A 20,841-nucleotide genomic window follows, 5' to 3' on the forward strand; every position below is an offset into this window, starting at 1 on the left:
CAGAAGGAGCCCTCGCCATGCCTGACCTCGGAGCCGTCGGCCCGTCGTCGACATCGGGCCCCGCCGGCGGCACGCCCCAGCGGCTGCGCGGCGGCGTTCTCGGCATGGCGGACATCGCCGCCGCCACGATGGCCAACGTCGGCCCCGCCATGAGCTTCTACTTCGGTTTCGCCTTCCTCGCCACCACCGCGGGCATCGCGTCGCCGCTGACCATCGTCACCGCGGGGCTGGCGGTCGCGCTGCTGGGCAACACGCTCGCCGAGTTCTCCCGGGCGCACCCCTCCGCGGGCAGCTTCACCACGTTCGTCGGCAGGACGTTCGGGCCGGTCAGCGCGGTGACCACGGCCCTGCTGGCCGGGCTCGGCTACATCATCGCGATGGCCTCCGTCATCGCGATCTCCGGCGGGTTCGTACAGATCACCCTGCACCACTACACCGGCGTCGACCTGCCGTGGATCATCTGGACACTGCTGCTGACCGCGCTGTCCGTGGGGCTGATGCTGCGCGGCGTGGTGGTGTCCACCAAGTGGGCCGGCTACTTCTTCGGCGTGGAGATGCTGGTGCTGGTCGTGGTCTCGGTCGCCGCGATCGTCGAGCACCGCGGCCACCTCTCCGCCGCCCCGTTCCTGCCCGGGCACATCAGCCACGGCCTGAACGGGCTGGCGGCGGGCTTCCCGCTGGCGGTGTACCTGTTCATCGGCTGGGAGAACTCGGCGGCGCTGGCCGAGGAGACGGAGAACCCGCGGCGCAACGTCGGCCGGGCCGTGTTCCTCTCCGTCGCGATCATGACGGTGAGCTACGTCCTGTTCTCCTACGCCACGGTGACCGGCTTCGACTACGACGTCGCCCGGCTCGGCGCCGCCCGCATCCCCTTCGTCGACGTCGCCCAGGACACCCTCGGCGGGCTGGCGTTCGTCGCCTACCTGGGCGGTCTGACCTCGACCCTCGGCGTGCTGATCGCCGGCATCAACTCCCAGGCGCGGCTGGTGTTCAACGCCGGCCGCGAGGGGCTGCTGCCGTCCTTCTTCGGTTACGTGCACCCCAAGCGCCGTACGCCGAACAACGCGATCGTCACCTTCACCGCCATCTCGCTGCTGATCATCGGCGGCTGGGGGCTCGCCCATCTGCTCGGGGCCGACGGCGGGCCGATGAACCCCGTCACCTTCTTCGCCGAGTCCTCCAGCCTGGGCGCCATCCTGATCCTGCTCGTCTACCTCGCGTCCAACATCGCCCTGCCGCTGTACTACCGCAGGTACCGCCCGCAGGAGTTCCGGACGGTCCGGCACCTGGTGCTGCCCGCGATCGGCACCCTGGCCATCCTGATCCCGCTCTACTACCTCGCCAAACCCGGCCAGCCCGCGCCCTACAGCTGGTTCCCCCTCACGGCCCTCGCCACCCTGCTGGGCGCCGTCGGCTACGCGGCCCTCCTGGTCCGGCGCGACCCGGGCCTGGCCGAGCGGGTCGGGTCCGTCGTCGCCGACGCGGAGTGAGCAGGCGGGGGCCTTTCGGAAGGTCAGCAGTACGGCGGCTGGTTGGTCAGCGAGGCGGCGACGCGCATCCACACGCCGAACTGGCGGTAGAGGGCGGGCAGGTCGCCGCTCGCCCGCACGGTCCGGCTGTCGGTGGCGGTCACCCCGGGGATGCCCAGCAGGGTTTCGGCGACCGAGGAGGACTGCCAGCGGACGGCGAGGGTGGCCTCCCGGGGGGCGGTCCGGGGCTCGGGGACGGCGGCGAGGGCCCGGGTGACCGCTTCCTCGATCTCCTTGTGCGCCTCGGCGGTGGGACGCAGTTCGGCGGCGAAGCGGTCGCGGGCGTACTTCACGGGGACCGTGACGATGCCGCCGTCCCAGTCCGCCGCCTCCTTGCAGGCCGTGTCGTCGCCGGTGAGAGCGACCACGGGGACGCCGAGCGCCGCCGCGGTGGCCTGGGCCAGGCCGATCTCGCCGACCGGGCGGCCGTCCAGCCACATGTCCTCGATCTCGTGCCCCATGAAGCTGTGGCTCAGTACGCCGTGGACACCGGCCCGGGAGTGGTAGCCGACGCAGACGACGGCGTCGTACTCACCGGTGAGCCCCTCCAGCATCAGCATCTGCTTGGGCTTGCCGCGGACCAGGCGGGCGGCCGGGTGCAGGGCCTCGGGGAGGAGGTTGCGCATGGGGCCGTGGGCGTCGTTGACGAGTACGGCGCTCGCGCCGGCGGCCACGGCACCACGGACGGCGGCGTTCACGTCCGCGGCCATCATGGCCCGGCCGCGCTCGTAGTCCCGCCCGCCGGGCTGCACGTCGTCGGCGTCGACGAGCCCGCTGACGCCCTCCATGTCGGCAGTGATGTATATCCGCACGGTCGCCAGCCTAGGGTGAACCGGACCCTACGTACTGTAGGTTTCGAGGCGCCTTCGGGCAGACGTATCAGCAGAGACGGTCCGCAGGGACGATCCGCGGGCATTGATCAGCAGGCAGCGGTCACACGTATCCAGTGACCAGGCAACTGTTCGACGGGGGAGATCATGCAGGACACACGGGAAGCGTACCCACCGCAGCCGGGCGTGCCGCCGGCCGTGCGGGCGCTGGCGCCGACGGTCGCCGTGCTGGTTACGAGCCTGACGATCGCCGCCGCCGGGGTGTACGAGCTGTGCGGGTTCGGCCTGCACAGCCTGGACCGGCGGCCGCACCTGTTCAGCGACGGGCTGACGACGGCCGGGGTGATCGTCGCCGTGGTGGCGGCCGGTGCGGCGGTGGGCAACCTGGCATGGATGCTGACGGCGGACCGGCGCCGCACGGAGGACCAGACCGGCTGAACACCGGCGCGCTCCTCGCCGTACGCGCCCCCACGCACTCCCACTCCCGTGGGACCATGCCGTACGGCCACCCCCTGCCTGCATTACCCTACAAACTGTAGGGTCTTAGGTTGGCGGCGACGCGTGACGACCGCGCGGCCGACCGCCCACCCGTCCCCGTCCCCACCCCTCCCCAAGGTGACCGGTCACCATGCCCCCACTGCCCGCACAGCAGTCGACCACGCACCCCCCACGCACCGCCGAGGACACCCCACGCCGCTTCCCCGTCCGGCCCGGCCCGCGGCTGCGGGCACGCGCGGCCTCCGCCACCGTCTGGTACCTGCGGCTGCTCGCCGCGCTGAACATCGCCGCGGTCGTCTCCCTCCCCTTCCGCCAGGAGGTCCACGAACACAACGCCGGCGAGTACTTCACGCCGTACCTGGCCACCGCAGGCCTGGTCTCCGCCGCCCTCGCCCTCTTCCTCGCCGTGGTCATGCGGCGCCGCAAGCGGGCCGCCTGGCTGTTCAACCTGCTGTGCGCCGGCGCCCTCCTCGGCCTGTACGTCATCGCCCTCACCCGCGACGCCTACCGCGAGCACCTCTTCAACTGGCTCTCCGCCCTGCTCACCGCCCTGTTCGTGGCCGCGCTGCTGATCGGCCGCCGGGAGTTCGACGCCATCGGCGACCGCTCCAACCCCCGGCTCGCCCTGGCCGTCGGCGCCGGCGGCACGCTGGTCAGCGCCACCCTCGGCACCCTCCTCGTGGACGCGACCAACAAGGTGCCCGGCGCCACGCTCCAGGACAAGATCGCCTACACCCTGCTGCGCGGCATCAGCGTCGGCCCGCTCGCCGACCGCTTCGACGCCGTGCACGCACCCCGCTGGGTCGACGTGATCATCAACATCCTGGTCGCCGCGACCTTCCTGCTCGTCCTGTACGCCTGCTTCCGCGCCCCGCGCGGCCAGGCCCTGCTCGGCGAGGACGACGAGCGGCGCCTGCGCGACCTCCTCGACCGGCACGGCGAGCGCGACTCCCTCGGCTACTTCGCCCTGCGCCGCGACAAGGCCGTCATCTTCTCCCCCAGCGGCAAGGCCGCCATCGCCTACCGCGTCGTCGGCGGCGTCAGCCTCGCCTCCGGCGACCCCATCGGCGACCCCGAGGCCTGGCCCGGCGCCATCGACGCCTGGCTCGCCGAAGCCCGCCGGCACGCCTGGACGCCCGCGGTGATGGGCGCGAGCGAGGAGGCCGGCACGATCTACGCCCGGCACGGCCTGGACGCCCTCGAACTGGGCGACGAAGCCATCGTGGACCTGGCCGACTTCACCCTCGAGGGCCGCGCCATGCGCGTGGTCCGCCAGGCCCACAACCGCGTCCGCCGCGCCGGCTACACGGTCCGCGTCCGCCGCCACGAGGACATCCCCGAGGACGAGATGGCCCTGCTCGTCGACCGCGCCGACCACTGGCGCGACGGCGCCACCGAACGCGGCTTCTCCATGGCGCTCGGCCGCCTCGGCGACCCCGCCGACGGCCGCTGCGTGATGCTCGAATGCCGGGACGCCGAGGGCGAACCGCGCGCCCTGCTGAGCTTCGTGCCGTGGGGCGCGCACGGCCTCTCCCTGGACCTGATGCGCCGCGACCGGGACTGCGAGAACGGCCTGATGGAGTACATGGTCGTCGAGCTCCTGACGCGCGCGGAGGAACTGGGCGTACGCCGGGTGTCGCTGAACTTCGCCATGTTCCGGTCGGTGTTCGAACGCGGCTCCCGGCTGGGCGCCGGCCCGGTCCTGCGGCTGTGGCGCTCCGTCCTCGCGTTCTTCTCCCGCTGGTGGCAGATCGAGTCCCTGTACCGGGCCAACGCCAAGTACCGGCCCGTCTGGGAGCCCCGCTTCCTGCTGTTCGCCAAGAGCAGCGACATCCCCCGTATCGGCTTGGCGAGCGCACGGGCCGAGGGCTTCCTCACCGCCCCCGCCCTGCCGGGCCTGCCGGGACGCCGCAAGTCCCCCTGCCGCCCCTGACCGGGGCGCTCAGCCGCCCCCGCGCACACCGCTCGGCGGCCCGCCCCCGCCCACGGTGAACCCGATCGCCGCGCCGCCGCCCTCCCGCCGGAAGGCGAACGGCGCTCCCCCGTGCGCCGTGGCCACCTCGCGCACGATGGACAGCCCGAGGCCGGAGCCGGGCAGGGAACGGGCGTCGGCGGCACGGTAGAAACGGTCGAAGATCCGGATGAGGTCGCCGTCGGCGATACCGGGTCCGCGGTCGAGGACCTCGACCCGGACCACACCCGGCCGGGCCGGGCCGGTGACGTTGACCTCGATGGGCGCCTTCCCGTCACGGTCGAACTTGGCCGCGTTCTCGACCAGGTTCGAGACGGCGCGCTGCAGCATGCCGGACCGGCCGTCCGTCGTCGTGTCCCCGCTCACCCTGAGGACGATGTCACGGCCGGTGCGGCGCCGGGCCAGACCCACCACGTCCTCCGCGATGTCCGCGAGGTCCACGGCCTGCGGGGGCTCGGTGTCCGACTGCCCGGCGGCGAGGTCGACGAGCTCGTTGACCAGGTCGGTCAGCTCGCGGGCCTCCTGGCCGAGGTCCGCGACCAGTTCCTCACGGGTGGCGGGCGGCAGCTCGTCGATACGGCGCAGCAGCGAGATGTTCGTACGCAGCGAGGTCAGCGGCGTACGCAGTTCGTGGCCGGCGTCCTGGACCAGCCGGCGCTGGTCCTCCTCCGACTGGGCGAGCCGGCCCAGCATGCGGTCGAAGGCCCGGCCCAGCCGGCCCACCTCGTCGTACCCGGCGACGGGCACCTGGATGCCGAGCTGCCGGGTACGGGCGACGTCCTCGGCGGCCGAGGTGAGGCTCACCAGCCGGCGGGTGATACGGCGGGCCAGCCACCAGCCGAACAGCCCGGCGGCGACCACCACCGCCGACATCAGGGCCAGCGTCCGCTGCTGCAGCGCCCGCAGCAGATCCTCGGTGTCGCTGAACTCCTGCGCCACCTGCACCGCGCCCCGCCCGTCGCCGAGCGAGACGGTCGCGATACGGAAGAGGTCCTCGCCGACCCGGACGTCCTTGTGCTCGGCCAGCCTCCCGGCCGCCCTCGCACCGGCGACGACCCGGTCCCGGGCGGTGACCGGCAGCACGGGGCTGCCGTGGTCGACGATCCCGCCCTCGGCGCCGAGCACCTGCACGTCGGTACGGGCGGGCCGTACGACGTCGTGGCCCGGGCGGGAGGAGGAGAAGTCGTCCGGTTTCATGTCGTGCTGCCGGACCTCGTCCCGTACGTCCTGCACCACCTCGGTGAACACCGACTGCTGGTCGACCCGGACCAGACGGGCGGCCGCACCGTAGGACAGGATGCCGACGAGGATCGTGACGGCGGCGGTGACGGCCGCGAAGGACACGGCGAAGGTGGTCCGCAGCGACACCAGTTTCGGCCGACGCCTGGCCATCAGCCGCCCGAGGCGGCCCACTCAGTCCTCCCGCAGCACGTAACCCACGCCACGGACGGTGTGGATCAGCTGCGGCGCACCCGGCTCGTCCAGCTTGCGGCGCAGGTAGCCGACGTAGACGGCGAGGTTCTTCGAGCCGGGGCCGAAGTCGTAGCCCCAGATGCGGTCGTAGATGGTGGAGTGGTCGAGCACGATGCCCGCGTTGCGCACGAGCAGCTCCAGCAGTTCGAACTCGGTGCGGGTCAGCTCCAGCTCACGCCTGCCGCGCCAGGCCCGGCGGGCCTGGAGGTCCATGCGCAGCCCCGCGGCCTCCACCTGGCGGTCGGAGACCTGGACGTCCCCCCGGCTCACCTCGCTCACCTCGGGGCCGCCGCTGCCGCCGCTGCCACCGACCGGGGCGACCGGGCTGGTGCGGCGGAGCAGGGCGCGCAGCCGGGCGAAGACCTCCTCGACGTCGAACGGCTTCACCACGTAGTCGTCCGCGCCGGCGTCCAGGCCCGCGATGCGGTCGGCGGTCTCCACCAGGGCGGTGAGCATCAGGATCGGGGTGCGGTCGCCCTCGGCGCGCAGCACCCGGCAGACCTGCAGACCGTCGATGCCCGGCATCATGACGTCCAGCACGAGGACGTCCGGCGGGGTCCGATGGGCCTGCGCCAGCGCCTCGACGCCGTCGGCGACCGCCGTGACCTCGTAGCCCTCCAGGCTCAGGGCACGCTCGAGGGCATGACGGATGGCGCGGTCGTCTTCGGCGAGAAGCACAGTCTGGGGCACGTCCCCAGTCTGCCAAGGCCTCCGGCGGTTCGGCCGGGACGAGTGGGCCTACGATCACCCTTTTTACCTGGCTCATACCGTGGAGGAGGCAACCCCGGCCCTGCTGGGGGCTGCACGAGTGGGGGAGGCACCTCGCAGCGCCGGGCTGCGCAGCGCCCCGCCCCAGCACGAGCCCCGGGTCAGCTCCTCAGCGCCGCCAACTGCTCCTCGAACGGCACGACCTCAAGGTCACGGTCGGCCTTGGCCGGAGCCGCCCCCGCCGGCCCCGTCATCAGCGCGGCCAGCTCCCCCGCCGCCCGCTCGATCCGCTCCGCGAGCCCCTGCGCCCCCCAGTCCTCCGAGGCCGCGTACACAGCCGTCGGCACGACCACCGCACGCAGGTAGGCGAACAGCGGCCGCATCGCGTGCTCCAGCACGAGCGAGTGCCGCGCCGTCCCGCCCGTCGCCGCGATCAGCACCGGCTTGCCCACCAGCGCCTCCTTGTCGAGGACGTCGAAGAAGGACTTGAGCAGCCCGCTGTAGGAGGCGGTGAAGACGGGGCTGACGACGATCAGGCCGTCGGCCGCCGCCACCGCGTCGAGCGCGTCCGCGAGGGCCCGCCCGGGGAACCCGTTGGTGAGGTTGTGCGCGATCTCCACCGCGAGGTCCCGCAGCTCGATCACCCGCACCTCGGCCGAGGTCCGCCCGGCGGTCGCGTTCGCCAGCCGGTCGGCGAGCAGCCGGGTGGAGGACGGGACGCTCAGTCCCGCCGAGACGACGACGAGCTTCATACGACGGTCACCTCTTCCGGGTTCTTCGACGCGGCGGCGAGCCGCGACTGGTGGGTCGGCGCGTCCGGCACGTCCGCCGGACGGCCCTTGGCGAACTCCTCGCGCAGCACCGGCACGACCTCCTCGCCCAGCATGTCGAGCTGCTCCAGCACGGTCTTCAGGGGCAACCCGGCGTGGTCCATGAGGAACAGCTGACGCTGGTAGTCACCGGCGTACTCGCGGAAGGAGAGGGTCTTCTCGATCACCTGCTGCGGGGAGCCGACGGTCAGCGGGGTCTGGTCCGTGAAGTCCTCCAGGGACGGGCCGTGGCCGTAGACCGGGGCGTTGTCGAAGTAGGGGCGGAACTCGTTCACCGCGTCCTGCGAGTTCTTCCGCATGAACACCTGCCCGCCGAGCCCGACGATCGCCTGCTCGGGCGTGCCGTGGCCGTAGTGGGCGTACCGGGTGCGGTACAGCTCGACCATCCGCTTGGTGTGGTCGGCCGGCCAGAAGATGTTGTTGTGGAAGAAGCCGTCGCCGTAGTACGCGGCCTGCTCGGCGATCTCCGGGGACCGGATGGAGCCGTGCCAGACGAAGGGCGGGACCCCGTCCAGCGGGCGCGGGGTGGAGGTGAAGCCCTGCAGCGGGCTGCGGAACTTGCCCTCCCAGTCGACGACGTCCTCGCGCCACAGGCGGTGCACCAGGGCGTAGTTCTCGATGGCGAGGTTGATGCCCTGGCGGATGTCCTGGCCGAACCAGGGGTAGACCGGCCCGGTGTTGCCGCGGCCCATCATCAGGTCCACCCGGCCGTCGGCCAGGTGCTGGAGCATCGCGAAGTCCTCGGCGATCTTCACCGGGTCGTTGGTGGTGATCAGGGTGGTGGAGGTGGAGAGGACCAGCTTCTCGGTCCGCGCGGCTATGTAGCCGAGCATCGTGGTCGGGGACGAGGGCACGAACGGCGGGTTGTGGTGCTCGCCGGTCGCGAAGACGTCCAGGCCGACCTCCTCCGCCTTCAGCGCGATGGCGACCATGGCCTTGATGCGCTCGCGCTCGGTCGGCGTACGGCCTGTGGTGGGGTCCGGGGTGACGTCGCCGACGCTGAAGATCCCGAACTGCATGGTCGCTCAACCTCCAAGTTGTTGACCGTTCAACTATAGCTCTGCAACAGACCCCAGTGTCCGCCTATTCCGCCAGGCCTCCCTGATCCACGAGTGCACACTTCTCATCTCTGACGCACCTACCTCTGCCGCACCCACCCCTGACGCAGTGGACGGCCCTCCCACGTCGTCACGGAACGATCACCAGCCGCCCCCGCACACCGCCCTCCGCCTGCCGGACGTGCGCCTTCACCGCGTCCTCCAGGGAGTACGTCTCGGCCACCCGCAGCGTCAGCACGCCCTCGTCCGCCAACCGCACCAGCTCGGCCAGCCGGGCCCCGTCGGCGGCCACCTCGACGGCCGACGTCCGCACTCCGCGCACCGGCGCGGGCTGGGCCTGCGGGATCACACCGACGTACCCGCCCCCGTCCCGCACCCACTCCAGGGCCGGCTCCCCCAGCACCGCCGCGTCGAACACCGCGTCGTAACCCGCCGGCGCGATGTCACCGGAGGTGGCGTGTGCGGCACCCAGGGAACGCACGAGCTCCTCGTCGCCCTCCCTGGCCAGCGCGGTCACCGAGACGCCCTGGTGGACGGCGAGCTGCACGGCGTACCCGCCGACCGCGCCCGCCGCGCCCGTCACCAGCAGCGACTGGCCGGGGGCCAACTCCAGCAGGTCGAGCCCCTGGGCGGCGGTCAGGGCGTTCAGCGGCAGGGTGGCCGCGTGCGCCGCGTCCGCCGTCGCGGGCGCCAGCGCCACCGCGTCCGTGGGCACGACGACGTACTCGGCGTGCGCGCCCACCGGCTTCGTCATGCCGTAGTCGAGCGCCACCACCTCGTCGCCGACGTTCCACGCGGTCGCCACCCCCACGGCGTCCACCGTCCCGGCGACGTCCCAGCCCAGCCCGACCTGCTTGCCCGCCCCACCGAAGGCCCCGGACCGCGCGCCCGCGTCCACGGGATTCAGCGCACTCGCCGCGACCTTGATCCGCACCTCCCGCGCCCTCGGCTCCGGCACCTCCGCCTCCACGACCTCCACGGCCTCGGGCCCGCCGAACGTCCTCACCACAGCAGCACGCATGTCAACTCTCCCTGATCAATTGCCTGTTTGGGTCTCCCAACCCGTTGCGACAACCCTAGGAAGAGTTACTATCCATTGGTAAGTAGTTACCTGAAGGTGCGTAGGCGACGCGGAGGAGAGCCATGGCGACCATGACGGCGGCACAGCGACGCGAACAGGCCCGCGCGGAGTACGACGCCTTCATCCGCGACTGCCCCACCAACCACCTCCTGGGCCGACTCAGCGACAAGTGGGTCAGCCTGGTCGTCGCCGCCCTGTCGACCGGCCCCATGCGCTACAGCGACCTCGGCCGCAAGATCGCCGGCGTCAGCCCCAAGATGCTCACCCAGACCCTGCGCACCCTGGAACGCGACGGCATCCTCTCCCGCACCGTCACCCCGGCCGTCCCGGTCCGCGTCGACTACGAACTCACCCCGCTGGGCCGCAGCCTCGCCCTGCTGCTGACCGCGGTGAAGGACTGGGCGGAGACCCACTTCGACGAGGTACGAGCCGCACGGGAGCGCTACGACACGGAGACCCCCGCGGGCTAGTCGGGCCGGACCCGCCCCTCCCGCAACCGGGCGATCTGCTCGCCGCTCAGCTCCACCGTCCGCCTCATGTGCCGGACGATCACCCCGAGTTCGGCGTCGTCCAGATCGTCGAAGAGCGCCTCCCAGGTGCCGCCGAGGCTGTCCCACATACGGCCGAACTCCGCCACCTTCTCCGGCACGGTCGCCACCAGCACCCGCCGCCGGTCCACCGCGTCCCGCCGCCGGACGACGTATCCCGCCTTCTCCAGCCGGTCCACCAGCCGTGTCGCCGACCCGGTCGTCAGGCCCGTCAGCTCCGCGATGCGGCCGGTGGTGACCGGCGCCTCCTCCAGCGTGAGCAGGTTCAGGCACTGCAGATCGGTGGGGTGCAGACCGAAGTGGTCGGCGACGGCCTGGTTGAACAGGGCGTACGACGCCATGTACCGCCGGGAGACGGCCGCCAGCTCCGTCAGCAGCCGCGACCGGCCGCTCCCCGCACCGCTTCCCGTCCCGCTCCCGGACATGCCCGGCCACCTTTCGCCTGCGCCGCGCAGGGATCGTACGGCGCAAGGCCGGGCCGACCCCGCCACCGCGGCTCAGAACGCGTACGTGTCCCCCGTGGCCAGCACCAGCACCCGCTGCCGGTCGTGCGCCTTCCCGGTATCCCCGGCGCCGCCGCCCCACGCCGTCTCGAACTCCAGCGTCAGCTCCGGCGGCCGCTCCTTCAGCCGCACCGAGAGCACGATCCGCTCCCCCACCCCGTCCACGGCCAGCGAACCCGTACGGCACACCACCGCCCGCTCCTCCTCGCGCACACACCCCGCCGGAAGGCGCTGCTCCTCCGCGAGCGGCACCGACCAGCGCAGCCGCACACTCGCGTCCACGACGGCGGACGGACCGTTGTTGCGCGGGGTCAGCCGCACCTCGACCTGATCGCCGGTCATCACCGCGGAACCGTGATAGACCACGTCGGCCCCGGCATCACCCGCCCAGGCGGCCCCGCCACCCATGACCACCGCCAGCCCGGCGACCCCGCCCACGGCAAGCCCTCGTACTACACCTCGCGTACCTCGCACCATGGCTCACTCCTCATATATACGTACGTATGGGATGTATGCCACGAGGAGTGCCCGACAGGCGCCGTCCATCAGGTGACACGGCCGTGCGAAGCTGCCCCCATGCTCGTCCTCCGCTCAGCCGCACTGTTCGTCGTCGCCGCCCTCTTCGAGATCGGCGGCGCCTGGCTCGTCTGGCAGGGCGTACGCGAGCACCGCGGCTGGCTCTGGGCGGCCGGCGGCGTGCTCGCCCTCGGCGCCTACGGATTCGTCGCCACCTTCCAGCCCGACGCCCACTTCGGCCGCATCCTCGCCGCGTACGGCGGGATCTTCGTCGCCGGTTCACTGCTGTGGGGCGTGGTCGCCGACGGCTACCGCCCCGACCGCTGGGACATCGTCGGGGCGCTGATCTGCCTGGCCGGTATGGCCGTGATCATGTGGGTGCCGAGGGACGGCCGCTGACGCTCGCCTACGCTGGCCGCAGACGCCCGGAACCCAGCCCCGCCCCCGAGGAGCAGCCCATGGCCCCCGCCGCCCCGTCCGCCGCCTCCCGCATCGCCGTCGTCACCGGTGCGAGCAGCGGAATCGGCGCCGCCACGGCCCGAAAGCTCGCCGCCGCCGGATACCGCGTCGTCCTCACCGCCCGCCGCAAGGACCGCATCGAGGCGCTCGCGGAGGAACTCACGGCAGCCGGCCACTCGGCCGTGGCGTACCAGCTCGACGTGACGGACCGCGCGGCGGTCGACGAGTTCGCCACCGCCTTCCAGACCATCGGCGTCCTCGTCAACAACGCCGGCGGCGCACTCGGCGCCGACCCCGTCGCCACCGGCGACCCGGCGGACTGGCGCACCATGTACGAGACGAACGTCATCGGCACGCTCAACCTCACCCAGGCCCTCCTCCCGAAGCTCGTCGCCAGCGGCGACGGCACGGTCGTGGTCGTCTCCTCCACCGCCGGCCACGGCACCTACGAGGGCGGCGCGGGCTACGTCGCCGCCAAACACGGCGCCCACGTCCTCGCAGAGACCCTCCGCCTGGAGATCGTCGGCCAGCCCGTCCGCGTCATCGAGATCGCCCCCGGCATGGTCCGCACCGACGAGTTCGCCCTCACCCGCTTCGGCGGCGACCAGGAAAAGGCGGCCAAGGTCTACGAGGGCGTGGCCGAACCCCTCACCGCCGAGGACGTCGCCGACACCATCGCCTGGACGGTGACCCGCCCCAGCCACGTCAACGTCGACCTCCTGGTACTCCGTCCCCGCGCCCAGGCATCCAACACGAAGGTGCACCGGGAGCTGTGACCGACGACCAGGACAAGGCGCTGGAAAGACGCCGACTGGAACAGGAAACCAAGGACGAGCGCAAGGTCTGGTACTTCCTCGCCTACTTCCTCTTCGGCATCCACTTCGTGGCGTTCGTGATGATCTACGCGGTACGGCACGCGCACTGAGTCCACACTGAGGTGTGGACAGACATATACCGTTCGACCGCCTGCACAACTTCCGTGACCTGGGCGGCTATCCGACCCCGGACGGCCGCCACCGCATCCGCCCCGGCCGCCTCTACCGCGCCGACTCCTTGGGCAAGCTGACCGAGGACACCTCCGACTGGGACCGCTTCCTCTCCCTGGGCATCGGCACGGTGATCGACCTGCGCCACGACTGGGAGGTGGAGAGGCGGGGCCGTATCCCGGCGCACCCCTCCTTCAGCTACCACAACCTCAGCATCGAGCACCGCCCCTACGACCAAGCGGCCCTCACCCCCGACATCGACCCCGGCCCCTACCTCGCCGAGCGCTACATGGAGGTCGCGGAGGACGGCACCAAGGAAATCCGCGCGGCACTGGAGTTGATCGCGGAGGCGGCCGAGTCCGGCACCGCCCTCGCCTTCCACTGCGCCTCCGGCAAGGACCGCACGGGCCAGCTCGCCGCCCTGGTTCTCTCCCTCCTCGGCATCCCCGAGCCGACGATCGTCGAGGACTTCAGCCTCACGGAACTGGCCACACCGGCCCTCCTGGCCGCCTGGCGCACGCGAAACGGGGGCCGCACCCCCACCTGGCCCGCCTGGGGCCACGCTCCCGCCTCCGTCATGCGCCTGTTCCTGGCGGCCCTCAACGCGCGATACGGCTCGGTCGACGGATATGTGACGGACGCGCTGGGCATGGACGCCGCGCACCTCTCGAAGACCTTGCGCGCCCACCTGCTCGAACCGGTCCCCAAGAGCTGGCCCGCACTGACGTACCGCAAGGCGATCCCCGCCGAGGCCTCCGTCCTGGTGCGCCTGCGCGACGCGGCGGCCCTGTGGCAACTGGCCCGCGGGATCGACCAGTGGAAGCCGGGAGAGAAGGACGAGGCCCACTTCCGCGCCCGTATGACGGACGGCGAGGTGTGGCTGGCGCACAGCGGCGACCATCTGGCGGGCGCCTGGGAACTCTGGTGGGACGACCCGGCGGCCTGGGGCCCCCGCCCCCCGGACGCCGGCTACGTCCACCGCCTGATGACGACCCCGCACACAGCTCCCCCGGGCGCGGGCCGCCGAATGTTGGCGCAGGCGGAATCCCGCATCGCCGCCGAGGGCCGCCCGTACGCCCGCCTGGACTGCCTCGCCTCCAACCCCCGCCTGCGCGCCTACTACGAGGCGGCGGGCTACACTGTGGTCGGCGAACAGCCCACGAAGAACGGCGGATCGGGCAGCCCGTACGCGGTGACACTGCTGGAGAAGCGGCTGAGGTGACTCAGCCCTTCACACACACGACCTGCTTCAGCTTCGCCACGACCTCGACCAGGTCCCGCTGCTGGTCGATGACCTGGTCGATCGACTTGTAGGCGCCCGGGATCTCGTCGACGACGCCGGAGTCCTTGCGGCACTCCACGCCCCGCGTCTGCTCCTCGAGGTCCTTGGTCGAGAAGCGGCGCTTGGCCGCGTTGCGGCTCATGCGCCGACCCGCGCCGTGCGAGGCGGAGTTGAAGGACTTCTCGTTGCCGAGGCCCTTCACGATGTACGAACCCGTACCCATGGAGCCGGGGATGATCCCGTACTCGCCCGAGCCCGCGCGGATCGCGCCCTTGCGGGTGACGAGCAGGTCCATGCCTTCATAACGCTCCTCGCTCACGTAGTTGTGATGGCAGGAGATCTCCGGCTCGAAGGTGGGCTTCGCCTTCTTGAACTCCTTGCGGATCACGTCCTTCAGGAGCGCCATCATGAGCGTGCGGTTGTACTTGGCGTACTCCTGCGCCCAGAACAGGTCGTTACGGTAGGCCGCCATCTGCGGGGTGTCCGAGACGAAGACCGCGAGGTCGCGGTCGACCAGCCCCTGGTTGTGCGGGAGCTTCTGGGCCACGCCGATGTGGTGCTCAGCGAGTTCCTTGCCGATGTTGCGGGAGCCGGAGTGGAGCATCAGCCAGACAGAATCGGTCGAATCCGTGCACACTTCGACAAAATGATTGCCACTTCCGAGCGTCCCCATCTGCTTTCCCGCCCGCTCATGACGGAATTTGACCGATTCGGCAATCCCATCGAACCGCCCCCAGAAGTCCTCCCACCCGGAAGTGGCCAGCCCATGGAACCGCCCCGGGTCCACGGGATCGTCATGCATCCCCCGCCCCACCGGAATCGCCTGCTCGATCTTCGACCGCAACCGCGAGAGATCCCCCGGCAGATCGTTCGCCGTCAGTGACGTCCTCACCGCCGACATGCCGCAGCCGATGTCCACCCCGACCGCCGCCGGGCACACGGCGCCCTGCATGGCGATGACGGAGCCGACCGTCGCGCCCTTGCCGTAGTGGACGTCCGGCATGACCGCCAGGCCCTTGATCCACGGCAGGGTCGCGACGTTGCGGAGCTGCTGCAGTGCCACGTCCTCGACGGTCGCGGGGTCGGTCCACATACGGATCGGGACCTTCGCGCCGGGCATCTCCACGTACGACATGTCTTCCTCATTCCCCCGAAGGTGCAGCAAAAGTATTGAAATGCTCAGAACGCAAAAGCGGCGCCAAGGTCGACGAAAAGGGACAACGGACCGGCGTCCACAGCAGTGCGTGCGATACACATTGTCTGCAGTGGGCGCCCCGCCGCGGCAAGCGAATTACCAGCGGGGACACTGGAGCACCCGGACCGTCGAGAGGAGCCTGACCGTGCAGCGGAAGGCGTATGTAACCGGCACCGCCGCCCTCCTCGCGGCCCTGCTGGTCGGCTGCACGAGCGGGTCGGACGACAAGGGCTCGACGGACGACGCGAACCCCGGTGACGCCGGCACGGCGACGGCGGTGGCGCAGCCCGGTAAGTACCGCACCCTTCCGGAGCCCTGCGGGGCGGTCAGCCACGGCACGCTCGACTCGCTTCTGCCGGGCATCAAGCAGATGACCGACGAGGACCAGCGGGACAAGGCCTATCAGGGCGAGGCGACGCTCACGTACGACACGGACCGTAAGGTCGGCTGCCGTTGGAAGGCCGATTCCACGGATGCGACCGATCATCTCCTGGTCGATTTCGAGCGGGTGGTGTCGTACGACAACGCCGTCAGTGACGACAGCCAGGCGGAGAAGCTCTTCGCGGGCATGCAGACCGCGGCCGACCTTCCGGCGCCCGAGGTCTCCGCGCCCGAGGCTTCCGCGTCGGAGTCCTCGGCGGGGTCGGCTTCCGGGTCTCCTTCGGTGTCGTCGTCCGCCTCGGCCGCCGGCGGGGAGTCGGCGGCCACGGTGGCGCCCTCCGCCACGGCTTCCTCCACCGCACCGCCGTCCGGTTCCCCTTCCGGTTCCTCCGGTTCCTCGGGTGCCGCCGCGGCCGATCTGCAGCCCCGCACTCTCGACGACCTCGGTGACGAGGCGTATCTCGACGACGAGACGACGAGCTCGGGTTCGACGGCGGAGCAGCGGACGGTGACTGTGGTGTTTCGCACGTCCAATGTGATCGTGACCATCGAGTACACGGAGCAGCCGACGATGATCGGTGCCGTGCCGGACAGCAAGGAAATGCAGGACAGGGCCCGTAATCTGGCGGATCGGCTGGATGACGCGCTGGGTGGTTAGGGGTGCCGCGGGGGTCGTCGGGGGGCGTGTGCAAAGCCCGCGAACGGAGGCCGCACAGCTCGCTCACCGCGTACCGTGGCCCATCGGACCCCGATCCGACCGCAGGAACCACGAGCGTCATGAGTGAAGGAACCATGCAGCGAGCAGCCCAGCGAGACGACCAGCGTGCCCAGCGAGTCCAGCTTCTTCCCCGCCTCCTTGTCTGCGCGGCGGCGGTCCCCGTGATGCTGGTGGCCGCCGGCTGCTCCGGCTCGGACTCCGACTCCGCGGGTGCCGCGCAGGGTTCGCAGCAGACGGCCGCGGCCGGTGCGGACGCGGGCAGTGCCTCCCCGAGTGCCTCTCCGACGGTGGAGGCGGCCGCGTACGCGAAGCTGCCGGAGCCGTGCAAGGTGCTGTCGAAGAAGACTCTGGGCGAACTCGTCCCGAAGGGGTCGAAGTCGGGCAAGGAGGGCACTTCGAGTGACACTTCGGCCCGGTCGAGCTGCTCCTGGAGCAGCCTCGCCAACAACGGGGTGAAGGGGTCGCAGTTCCGCTGGCTGAACGTCTCGATGCTCCGCTTCGCTTCGGACGCCAACCGGGGTTCGGGCGACAAGCAGGCGCAGGCGTACTACGCGGACCAGGTCAAGGCGGCACAGACGGCGCCGGGTGCGAAGAACGGCAAGACGGAGCCGGTCGCCGGGACGGGCGACGAGGCGACGGTGGTGCGCTACGACCTGAAGAAGAAGGAAGGCAGCTTCAAGCAGCAGACGGTGGTCGCGCGCGTGGAGAACGTCGTCGTCACCCTGGACTACAACGGTGCGGGGCTGGCCGGCGAGAAGTCTCCGAGCGCGGACGACCTGGTGAAGTCGGCGGAGAAGGCGACCAAGGAGGCGGTGGCCGCGGTGTCGGCGGCCAACGGGCAGGGTGCGGGCGGCAGTTCGGACGCGGGTTCGGGTGGGGCGAGCTCCGCGCCGTCGAAGTCGGCGTCCGGGTCGGCGTCTCCCTCCGCTTCCGAGAAGGCGTCCCCGAGCGCTTCTCCGTCGAAGTCGGCAGCCAAGAAGGACTGACCGGCACCACGTTCGCCGTACAGGTGTGCCACCCTGTTGCGCGCAAGAACACGCAATGGGAGGGGAGTAGCGCGTGGCAGCGCCACTGCAGCTGACTCGGATGCACCGCGTTCTCATCGGCGTGGTCGTGACCGGCGCCGTGATCATCGCCGGCATCGGCTTCGCCGGTTCGTACGCGGCCGTCCGTGAGCTGGCCATCAAGAAGGGCTTCGGGAACTTCTCCTATGTGTTCCCGATCGGCATCGACGCGGGTATCTGTGTCCTGCTGGCCCTGGACCTGCTGCTGACCTGGATCCGTATCCCCTTCCCGTTGCTGCGTCAGACGGCGTGGCTGCTGACGGCGGCGACGATCGCCTTCAACGGTGCCGCGGCCTGGCCGGATCCGCTGGGCGTGGGCATGCACGCGGTGATCCCGGTGCTGTTCGTGGTGGCGGTCGAGGCGGCCCGGCACGCGGTCGGCCGGATCGCCGACATCACGGCCGACAAGCACATGGAGGGCGTCCGCATCACGCGCTGGCTGCTCTCGCCGGTGCCGACGTTCCTGCTGTGGCGTCGTATGAAGCTGTGGGAGCTGCGTTCCTACGACCAGGTGATCAAGCTGGAGCAGGAACGTCTCGTCTACCGGGCGCGGCTGCACTCCCGCTTCGGCCGGGCGTGGCGGCGGAAGGCTCCGGTGGAGTCGTTGATGCCGCTGCGTCTGGCGCGGTACGGGGTGCCGCTGGCGGAGACGGCTCCGGCGGGGCTGGCGGCGGCGGGCATCGAGCCGGTGCTGCTGCCTCCGGCGCCGCAGCCGACCGCGGCCGTGACCGCGGCACCTGTGGCGCCCGCCGCCGGACAGCGCCCCGAGCTGACCCGGCAGAGCGCCGCTCAGCCGGAGAACGCGGCTCAGCCAGGGGGCGCCGCTCAGCCGGAGACCGCCGCTCAGCCGGAGGGCACCGCTCAGCCGGACGGCGCGCAGGGGCCCGAGCAGAGCCCGTGGTTCCAGGCTCCGAAGGAGGTCGACTACCAGGGTGGTTACGACCCCGCCTACGAGCCCGTCCCCGACCCCTCCTTCGGCCCTCCCTACGACCTCCAGTACGCGCCGGAGGAGCAGTACGAGGAGTGGTACGAGGAGCAGGGGCCGGAGCAGTTCCAGCAGCAGCCCGGCCCGGAGGAGACCGGCAGCTTCCCCATTCCGTCCGGTCCGGGCCGTACCCGCCAGCTCGGTGAGGGTGGCGGTACTCCGCCAGTGGAGCCGGACGAGGAGGCGTACTACCAGGTGTTCCGCCAGTCGATAAACGGCAGCCTGCCCACGCCGCGCCAGTTCCAGGACGGGGTCGAGGCGACGTACGGGATCACGTTGCCGGACCAGGACGCCAAGCGCATGGTGAATCGCTTCTCCAACCGCTTCAACGCGGAACTGGAAGAGGACCACATCGCGTAGGGCCTGGCATGGCATGCGAAGGCGCCCGGTGCTGGAGAGCACCGGGCGCCTTTCTGCTTCGGCCTACTCCCCGAGCAGGGCCCGCACCCGCTCCTGTCCCACCGCGAGCAGCAGCGTGGGCAGACGCGGGCCGGTGTCGCGGCCGACGAGCAGGTGGTAGAGCAGGGCGAAGAAGGACCGCTGGGCGGTCTTGATCTCCGGCGGCAGCTCCTTGGGCGTGGCGTCGGCGGGGAACCCGGCCTGGACCTTGGGCACGCCGTAGACGAGGTGGGTCAGTCCGTCGAGCGACCAGTTGTCGGCGAGTCCGTCGAGCAGCAGGCGGATCGACTGCTGGGAGGGCTCGTCGAGGGACTTCAGCAGTTCGGCGTCGGCTTCGTCGCGGACGATGGTGCGCTGGTCGGCCGGGACGTGGGTGTTGATCCAGGCCTCGGCCTTGTCGTACCGGGGCCGTGCCTCGTCCAGCGAGCCCAGCGGGTTGGCCGGGTCGAGCTCGGACAGGATGCGCAGGGCCTGGTCCTGGTGGCCGGCGGTGATGTCGGCGACGGAGGCGAGGGTGCGGTAGGGCAGCGGACGGGGCGTCTTCGGCAGTTCACCGGCGGCGGTGCCCACGGCCCGGGTGTACGCGGCGACGTCCGCCGGGAGGGCGGAGCCGTCGGTGACCTTGCCGGCGAGCTTGTCCCACTCGTCGTAGAGCCGCTGGATCTCCTGGTCGAAGGCGATCTTGAAGGACTGGTTGGGCCTGCGCCGGGCGTACAGCCAGCGCAGCAGCTGCGGCTCCATGATCTGCAGCGCGTCGGCCGGGGTGGGCACGCCGCCGCGCGACGACGACATCTTCGCCATGCCGCTGATGCCGACGAAGGCGTACATCGGCCCGATCGGCTGCTTGCCGCCGAAGATCCCGACGATCTGCCCGCCGACCTGGAAGGAGGAGCCCGGGGAGGAGTGGTCGACCCCGGACGGCTCGAACACGACGCCCTCGTACGCCCACCGCATCGGCCAGTCGACCTTCCAGACCAGCTTGCCGCGGTTGAACTCGCTCAGCCGGACGGTCTCGGAGAAGCCGCAGGCGGTGCAGGTGTAGGCGAGCTCGGTGGTGTCGTCGTCGTAGGAGGTGACCGTCGTGAGGTCCTTCTCGCAGTTGCCGCAGTACGGCTTGTACGGGAAGTACCCGGCGGTGGAGCTGCCGTCGTCCTCGGCGGCCGCGCCGGAGCCCTCGGCGGCCTCCAGCTCGGCCTCGTCGACGGGCTTCTGCTGCTGCTTCTTGGCGGCGGCCTTGGGCTTGGTGCGGTACTGGGCGAGGATCGCGTCGATGTCACCGCGGTGCTTCATGGCGTGCAGGACCTGGTCGCGGTACACGCCCGAGGTGTACTGCGCGGTCTGGCTGATCCCGTCGAACTCGACGCCCAGCTCGGCCAGCGACTCGATCATGGCGGCCTTGAAGTGCTCGGCCCAGTTCGGGTACGCGGAGCCCTCGGGGGCGGGCACGGAGGTCAGCGGCTTGCCGATGTGCTCCTGCCACGCCTCCTCGTCGACCCCGGCGATGCCCTTGGGGACCTTCCGGTAGCGGTCGTAGTCGTCCCAGGAGATCAGGTGCCGGACCTGGTACCCGCGCCGCCGGATCTCGTCGGCGACGAGGTGGGGCGTCATGACCTCGCGGAGGTTGCCCAGGTGGATCGGGCCGGAGGGCGAGAGCCCGGATGCGACGACGACCGGTTTGCCCGGGGCCCGACGCTCCGACTCCTCGATGACGTCATCCGCGAAACGGGAGACCCAGTCGGTGGTCTCGGTGCTCTGAGCCACGATCGGCACGTCCTCTTTGTCCTGGGAGTTCTGCTCCATGGGCAGCCGGTACGGTCGCACGGCTG

The 20,841-nt window shown here is 71.1% G+C and carries 21 protein-coding genes; 11 read left to right on the forward strand and 10 right to left on the reverse strand.

Going from position 1 to position 20,841, the window contains the following annotated elements; genetic code table 11:
* Positions 1–17: 17 nt before the first annotated feature.
* A complete protein-coding gene (locus tag ACFYZQ_RS34615; protein ID WP_389156636.1) occupies positions 18–1,490 on the forward strand; it encodes an APC family permease in 1,473 nt (490 codons plus the stop codon).
* Positions 1,491–1,513: 23 nt separating this feature from the next.
* Here the strand turns inward: ACFYZQ_RS34615 and ACFYZQ_RS34620 are convergent, their stop codons facing one another.
* A complete protein-coding gene (locus ACFYZQ_RS34620) occupies positions 1,514–2,341 on the reverse strand; it encodes a M55 family metallopeptidase (protein WP_389156639.1) in 828 nt (275 codons plus the stop codon).
* 165 nt (positions 2,342–2,506) lie between these two features.
* Here ACFYZQ_RS34620 and ACFYZQ_RS34625 point away from each other — a divergent pair, with 165 nt between their 5' ends.
* Both ACFYZQ_RS34625 and ACFYZQ_RS34630 read left to right on the forward strand, forming a co-directional pair.
* Positions 2,507–2,797, forward strand: coding sequence for a hypothetical protein (locus tag ACFYZQ_RS34625; RefSeq protein WP_389156642.1), 291 nt, complete (start codon positions 2,507–2,509; stop codon positions 2,795–2,797).
* Between the two features lie 190 nt (positions 2,798–2,987).
* Complete coding sequence (locus ACFYZQ_RS34630; RefSeq protein WP_389156645.1) at positions 2,988–4,790, forward strand: phosphatidylglycerol lysyltransferase domain-containing protein; 1,803 nt, start codon at positions 2,988–2,990, stop codon at positions 4,788–4,790.
* A 9-nt stretch (positions 4,791–4,799) separates the two neighbouring features.
* Here the strand turns inward: ACFYZQ_RS34630 and ACFYZQ_RS34635 are convergent, their stop codons facing one another.
* From ACFYZQ_RS34635 to ACFYZQ_RS34655, 5 genes are all read right to left on the reverse strand, one after another.
* Positions 4,800–6,221 carry an ATP-binding protein gene (locus tag ACFYZQ_RS34635; RefSeq protein WP_389156760.1) on the reverse strand — a complete coding sequence of 474 codons (1,422 nt, stop codon included), beginning with the start codon at positions 6,219–6,221 and terminating at the stop codon, positions 4,800–4,802.
* Between the two features lie 21 nt (positions 6,222–6,242).
* Positions 6,243–6,980, reverse strand: coding sequence for a response regulator transcription factor (locus ACFYZQ_RS34640; protein ID WP_389156763.1), 738 nt, complete (start codon positions 6,978–6,980; stop codon positions 6,243–6,245).
* 191 nt (positions 6,981–7,171) lie between these two features.
* Positions 7,172–7,762, reverse strand: a complete 591-nt coding sequence (locus tag ACFYZQ_RS34645; RefSeq protein ID WP_389156647.1) for an FMN reductase — start codon at positions 7,760–7,762, stop codon at positions 7,172–7,174.
* Entirely contained in the window at positions 7,759–8,859 is a 1,101-nt protein-coding gene (locus tag ACFYZQ_RS34650) for an LLM class flavin-dependent oxidoreductase (RefSeq protein ID WP_389156650.1), read from the reverse strand. Before ACFYZQ_RS34650 ends, ACFYZQ_RS34645 begins: the two co-directional genes overlap by 4 nt.
* Before the next feature lie 169 nt (positions 8,860–9,028).
* Positions 9,029–9,919, reverse strand: coding sequence for an NADP-dependent oxidoreductase (locus tag ACFYZQ_RS34655; RefSeq protein WP_389156653.1), 891 nt, complete (start codon positions 9,917–9,919; stop codon positions 9,029–9,031).
* 122 nt (positions 9,920–10,041) lie between these two features.
* On the opposite strand from ACFYZQ_RS34655, the gene ACFYZQ_RS34660 reads away from it, so the two are divergent.
* Entirely contained in the window at positions 10,042–10,449 is a 408-nt protein-coding gene (locus tag ACFYZQ_RS34660) for a winged helix-turn-helix transcriptional regulator (protein ID WP_389156656.1), read from the forward strand.
* Here ACFYZQ_RS34660 and ACFYZQ_RS34665 read toward each other — a convergent pair.
* Both ACFYZQ_RS34665 and ACFYZQ_RS34670 read right to left on the reverse strand, forming a co-directional pair.
* A complete protein-coding gene (locus ACFYZQ_RS34665; RefSeq protein ID WP_389156659.1) occupies positions 10,446–10,952 on the reverse strand; it encodes a MarR family winged helix-turn-helix transcriptional regulator in 507 nt (168 codons plus the stop codon). The genes ACFYZQ_RS34660 and ACFYZQ_RS34665 overlap by 4 nt on opposite strands.
* Before the next feature lie 72 nt (positions 10,953–11,024).
* Positions 11,025–11,507 carry a hypothetical protein gene (locus tag ACFYZQ_RS34670; protein WP_389156662.1) on the reverse strand — a complete coding sequence of 161 codons (483 nt, stop codon included), beginning with the start codon at positions 11,505–11,507 and terminating at the stop codon, positions 11,025–11,027.
* 99 nt (positions 11,508–11,606) lie between these two features.
* On the opposite strand from ACFYZQ_RS34670, the gene ACFYZQ_RS34675 reads away from it, so the two are divergent.
* From ACFYZQ_RS34675 to ACFYZQ_RS34690, 4 genes are read left to right on the forward strand one after another with little or no spacing between them, the layout of a single operon-like run.
* Positions 11,607–11,945: a YnfA family protein gene (locus tag ACFYZQ_RS34675; RefSeq protein ID WP_389156665.1), complete on the forward strand. Its 339-nt coding sequence runs from the start codon at positions 11,607–11,609 to the stop codon at positions 11,943–11,945.
* A gap of 59 nt (positions 11,946–12,004) precedes the next feature.
* Positions 12,005–12,781, forward strand: a complete 777-nt coding sequence (locus ACFYZQ_RS34680) for an SDR family NAD(P)-dependent oxidoreductase (protein WP_389156668.1) — start codon at positions 12,005–12,007, stop codon at positions 12,779–12,781.
* Positions 12,751–12,930, forward strand: coding sequence for a hypothetical protein (locus ACFYZQ_RS34685; RefSeq protein ID WP_389156766.1), 180 nt, complete (start codon positions 12,751–12,753; stop codon positions 12,928–12,930). Before ACFYZQ_RS34680 ends, ACFYZQ_RS34685 begins: the two co-directional genes overlap by 31 nt.
* A 14-nt stretch (positions 12,931–12,944) precedes the next feature.
* The gene (locus tag ACFYZQ_RS34690) at positions 12,945–14,213 is read left to right on the forward strand and encodes a GNAT family N-acetyltransferase (protein ID WP_389156671.1); all 1,269 of its coding nucleotides are present in this window, start codon (positions 12,945–12,947) and stop codon (positions 14,211–14,213) included.
* Position 14,214: 1 nt separating this feature from the next.
* On the opposite strand, the gene ACFYZQ_RS34695 is transcribed toward ACFYZQ_RS34690, so the two are convergent.
* Positions 14,215–15,408 carry an RtcB family protein gene (locus ACFYZQ_RS34695; RefSeq protein ID WP_389156674.1) on the reverse strand — a complete coding sequence of 398 codons (1,194 nt, stop codon included), beginning with the start codon at positions 15,406–15,408 and terminating at the stop codon, positions 14,215–14,217.
* Between the two features lie 205 nt (positions 15,409–15,613).
* On the opposite strand from ACFYZQ_RS34695, the gene ACFYZQ_RS34700 reads away from it, so the two are divergent.
* The 3 genes from ACFYZQ_RS34700 (at position 15,614) to ACFYZQ_RS34710 (ending at position 18,976) form a co-directional block, all read left to right on the forward strand.
* The gene (locus ACFYZQ_RS34700) at positions 15,614–16,507 is read left to right on the forward strand and encodes a DUF3558 domain-containing protein (RefSeq protein ID WP_389156677.1); all 894 of its coding nucleotides are present in this window, start codon (positions 15,614–15,616) and stop codon (positions 16,505–16,507) included.
* A 119-nt stretch (positions 16,508–16,626) separates the two neighbouring features.
* Positions 16,627–17,553, forward strand: a complete 927-nt coding sequence (locus ACFYZQ_RS34705; RefSeq protein ID WP_389156680.1) for a DUF3558 domain-containing protein — start codon at positions 16,627–16,629, stop codon at positions 17,551–17,553.
* A 73-nt stretch (positions 17,554–17,626) separates the two neighbouring features.
* Positions 17,627–18,976, forward strand: coding sequence for a DUF2637 domain-containing protein (locus ACFYZQ_RS34710; protein WP_389156683.1), 1,350 nt, complete (start codon positions 17,627–17,629; stop codon positions 18,974–18,976).
* Between the two features lie 63 nt (positions 18,977–19,039).
* Here the strand turns inward: ACFYZQ_RS34710 and lysS are convergent, their stop codons facing one another.
* The gene (lysS, locus tag ACFYZQ_RS34715) at positions 19,040–20,785 is read right to left on the reverse strand and encodes a lysine--tRNA ligase (protein WP_389156769.1); all 1,746 of its coding nucleotides are present in this window, start codon (positions 20,783–20,785) and stop codon (positions 19,040–19,042) included.
* Between the last annotated feature and the right edge of the window lie 56 nt (positions 20,786–20,841).

Origin of the sequence: Streptomyces sp. NPDC001843 (genome assembly GCF_042891955.1) — a bacterium.
GTDB lineage: Bacteria > Actinomycetota > Actinomycetes > Streptomycetales > Streptomycetaceae > Streptomyces.

Coding starts and splice junctions, on each gene's coding strand:
- ACFYZQ_RS34705 (WP_389156680.1), top strand. CDS start 16,627: ATGAGTGAAGGAACCATGCAGCGAGCAGCCCAGCGAGACGACCAGCGT.
- ACFYZQ_RS34630 (WP_389156645.1), top strand. CDS start 2,988: ATGCCCCCACTGCCCGCACAGCAGTCGACCACGCACCCCCCACGCACC.
- ACFYZQ_RS34680 (WP_389156668.1), top strand. CDS start 12,005: ATGGCCCCCGCCGCCCCGTCCGCCGCCTCCCGCATCGCCGTCGTCACC.
- ACFYZQ_RS34670 (WP_389156662.1), bottom strand. CDS start 11,507: ATGGTGCGAGGTACGCGAGGTGTAGTACGAGGGCTTGCCGTGGGCGGG.
- ACFYZQ_RS34615 (WP_389156636.1), top strand. CDS start 18: ATGCCTGACCTCGGAGCCGTCGGCCCGTCGTCGACATCGGGCCCCGCC.
- ACFYZQ_RS34660 (WP_389156656.1), top strand. CDS start 10,042: ATGGCGACCATGACGGCGGCACAGCGACGCGAACAGGCCCGCGCGGAG.
- ACFYZQ_RS34695 (WP_389156674.1), bottom strand. CDS start 15,408: ATGTCGTACGTGGAGATGCCCGGCGCGAAGGTCCCGATCCGTATGTGG.
- ACFYZQ_RS34675 (WP_389156665.1), top strand. CDS start 11,607: ATGCTCGTCCTCCGCTCAGCCGCACTGTTCGTCGTCGCCGCCCTCTTC.
- ACFYZQ_RS34635 (WP_389156760.1), bottom strand. CDS start 6,221: ATGGCCAGGCGTCGGCCGAAACTGGTGTCGCTGCGGACCACCTTCGCC.
- ACFYZQ_RS34650 (WP_389156650.1), bottom strand. CDS start 8,859: ATGCAGTTCGGGATCTTCAGCGTCGGCGACGTCACCCCGGACCCCACC.
- ACFYZQ_RS34645 (WP_389156647.1), bottom strand. CDS start 7,762: ATGAAGCTCGTCGTCGTCTCGGCGGGACTGAGCGTCCCGTCCTCCACC.
- ACFYZQ_RS34625 (WP_389156642.1), top strand. CDS start 2,507: ATGCAGGACACACGGGAAGCGTACCCACCGCAGCCGGGCGTGCCGCCG.
- ACFYZQ_RS34665 (WP_389156659.1), bottom strand. CDS start 10,952: ATGTCCGGGAGCGGGACGGGAAGCGGTGCGGGGAGCGGCCGGTCGCGG.
- ACFYZQ_RS34655 (WP_389156653.1), bottom strand. CDS start 9,919: ATGCGTGCTGCTGTGGTGAGGACGTTCGGCGGGCCCGAGGCCGTGGAG.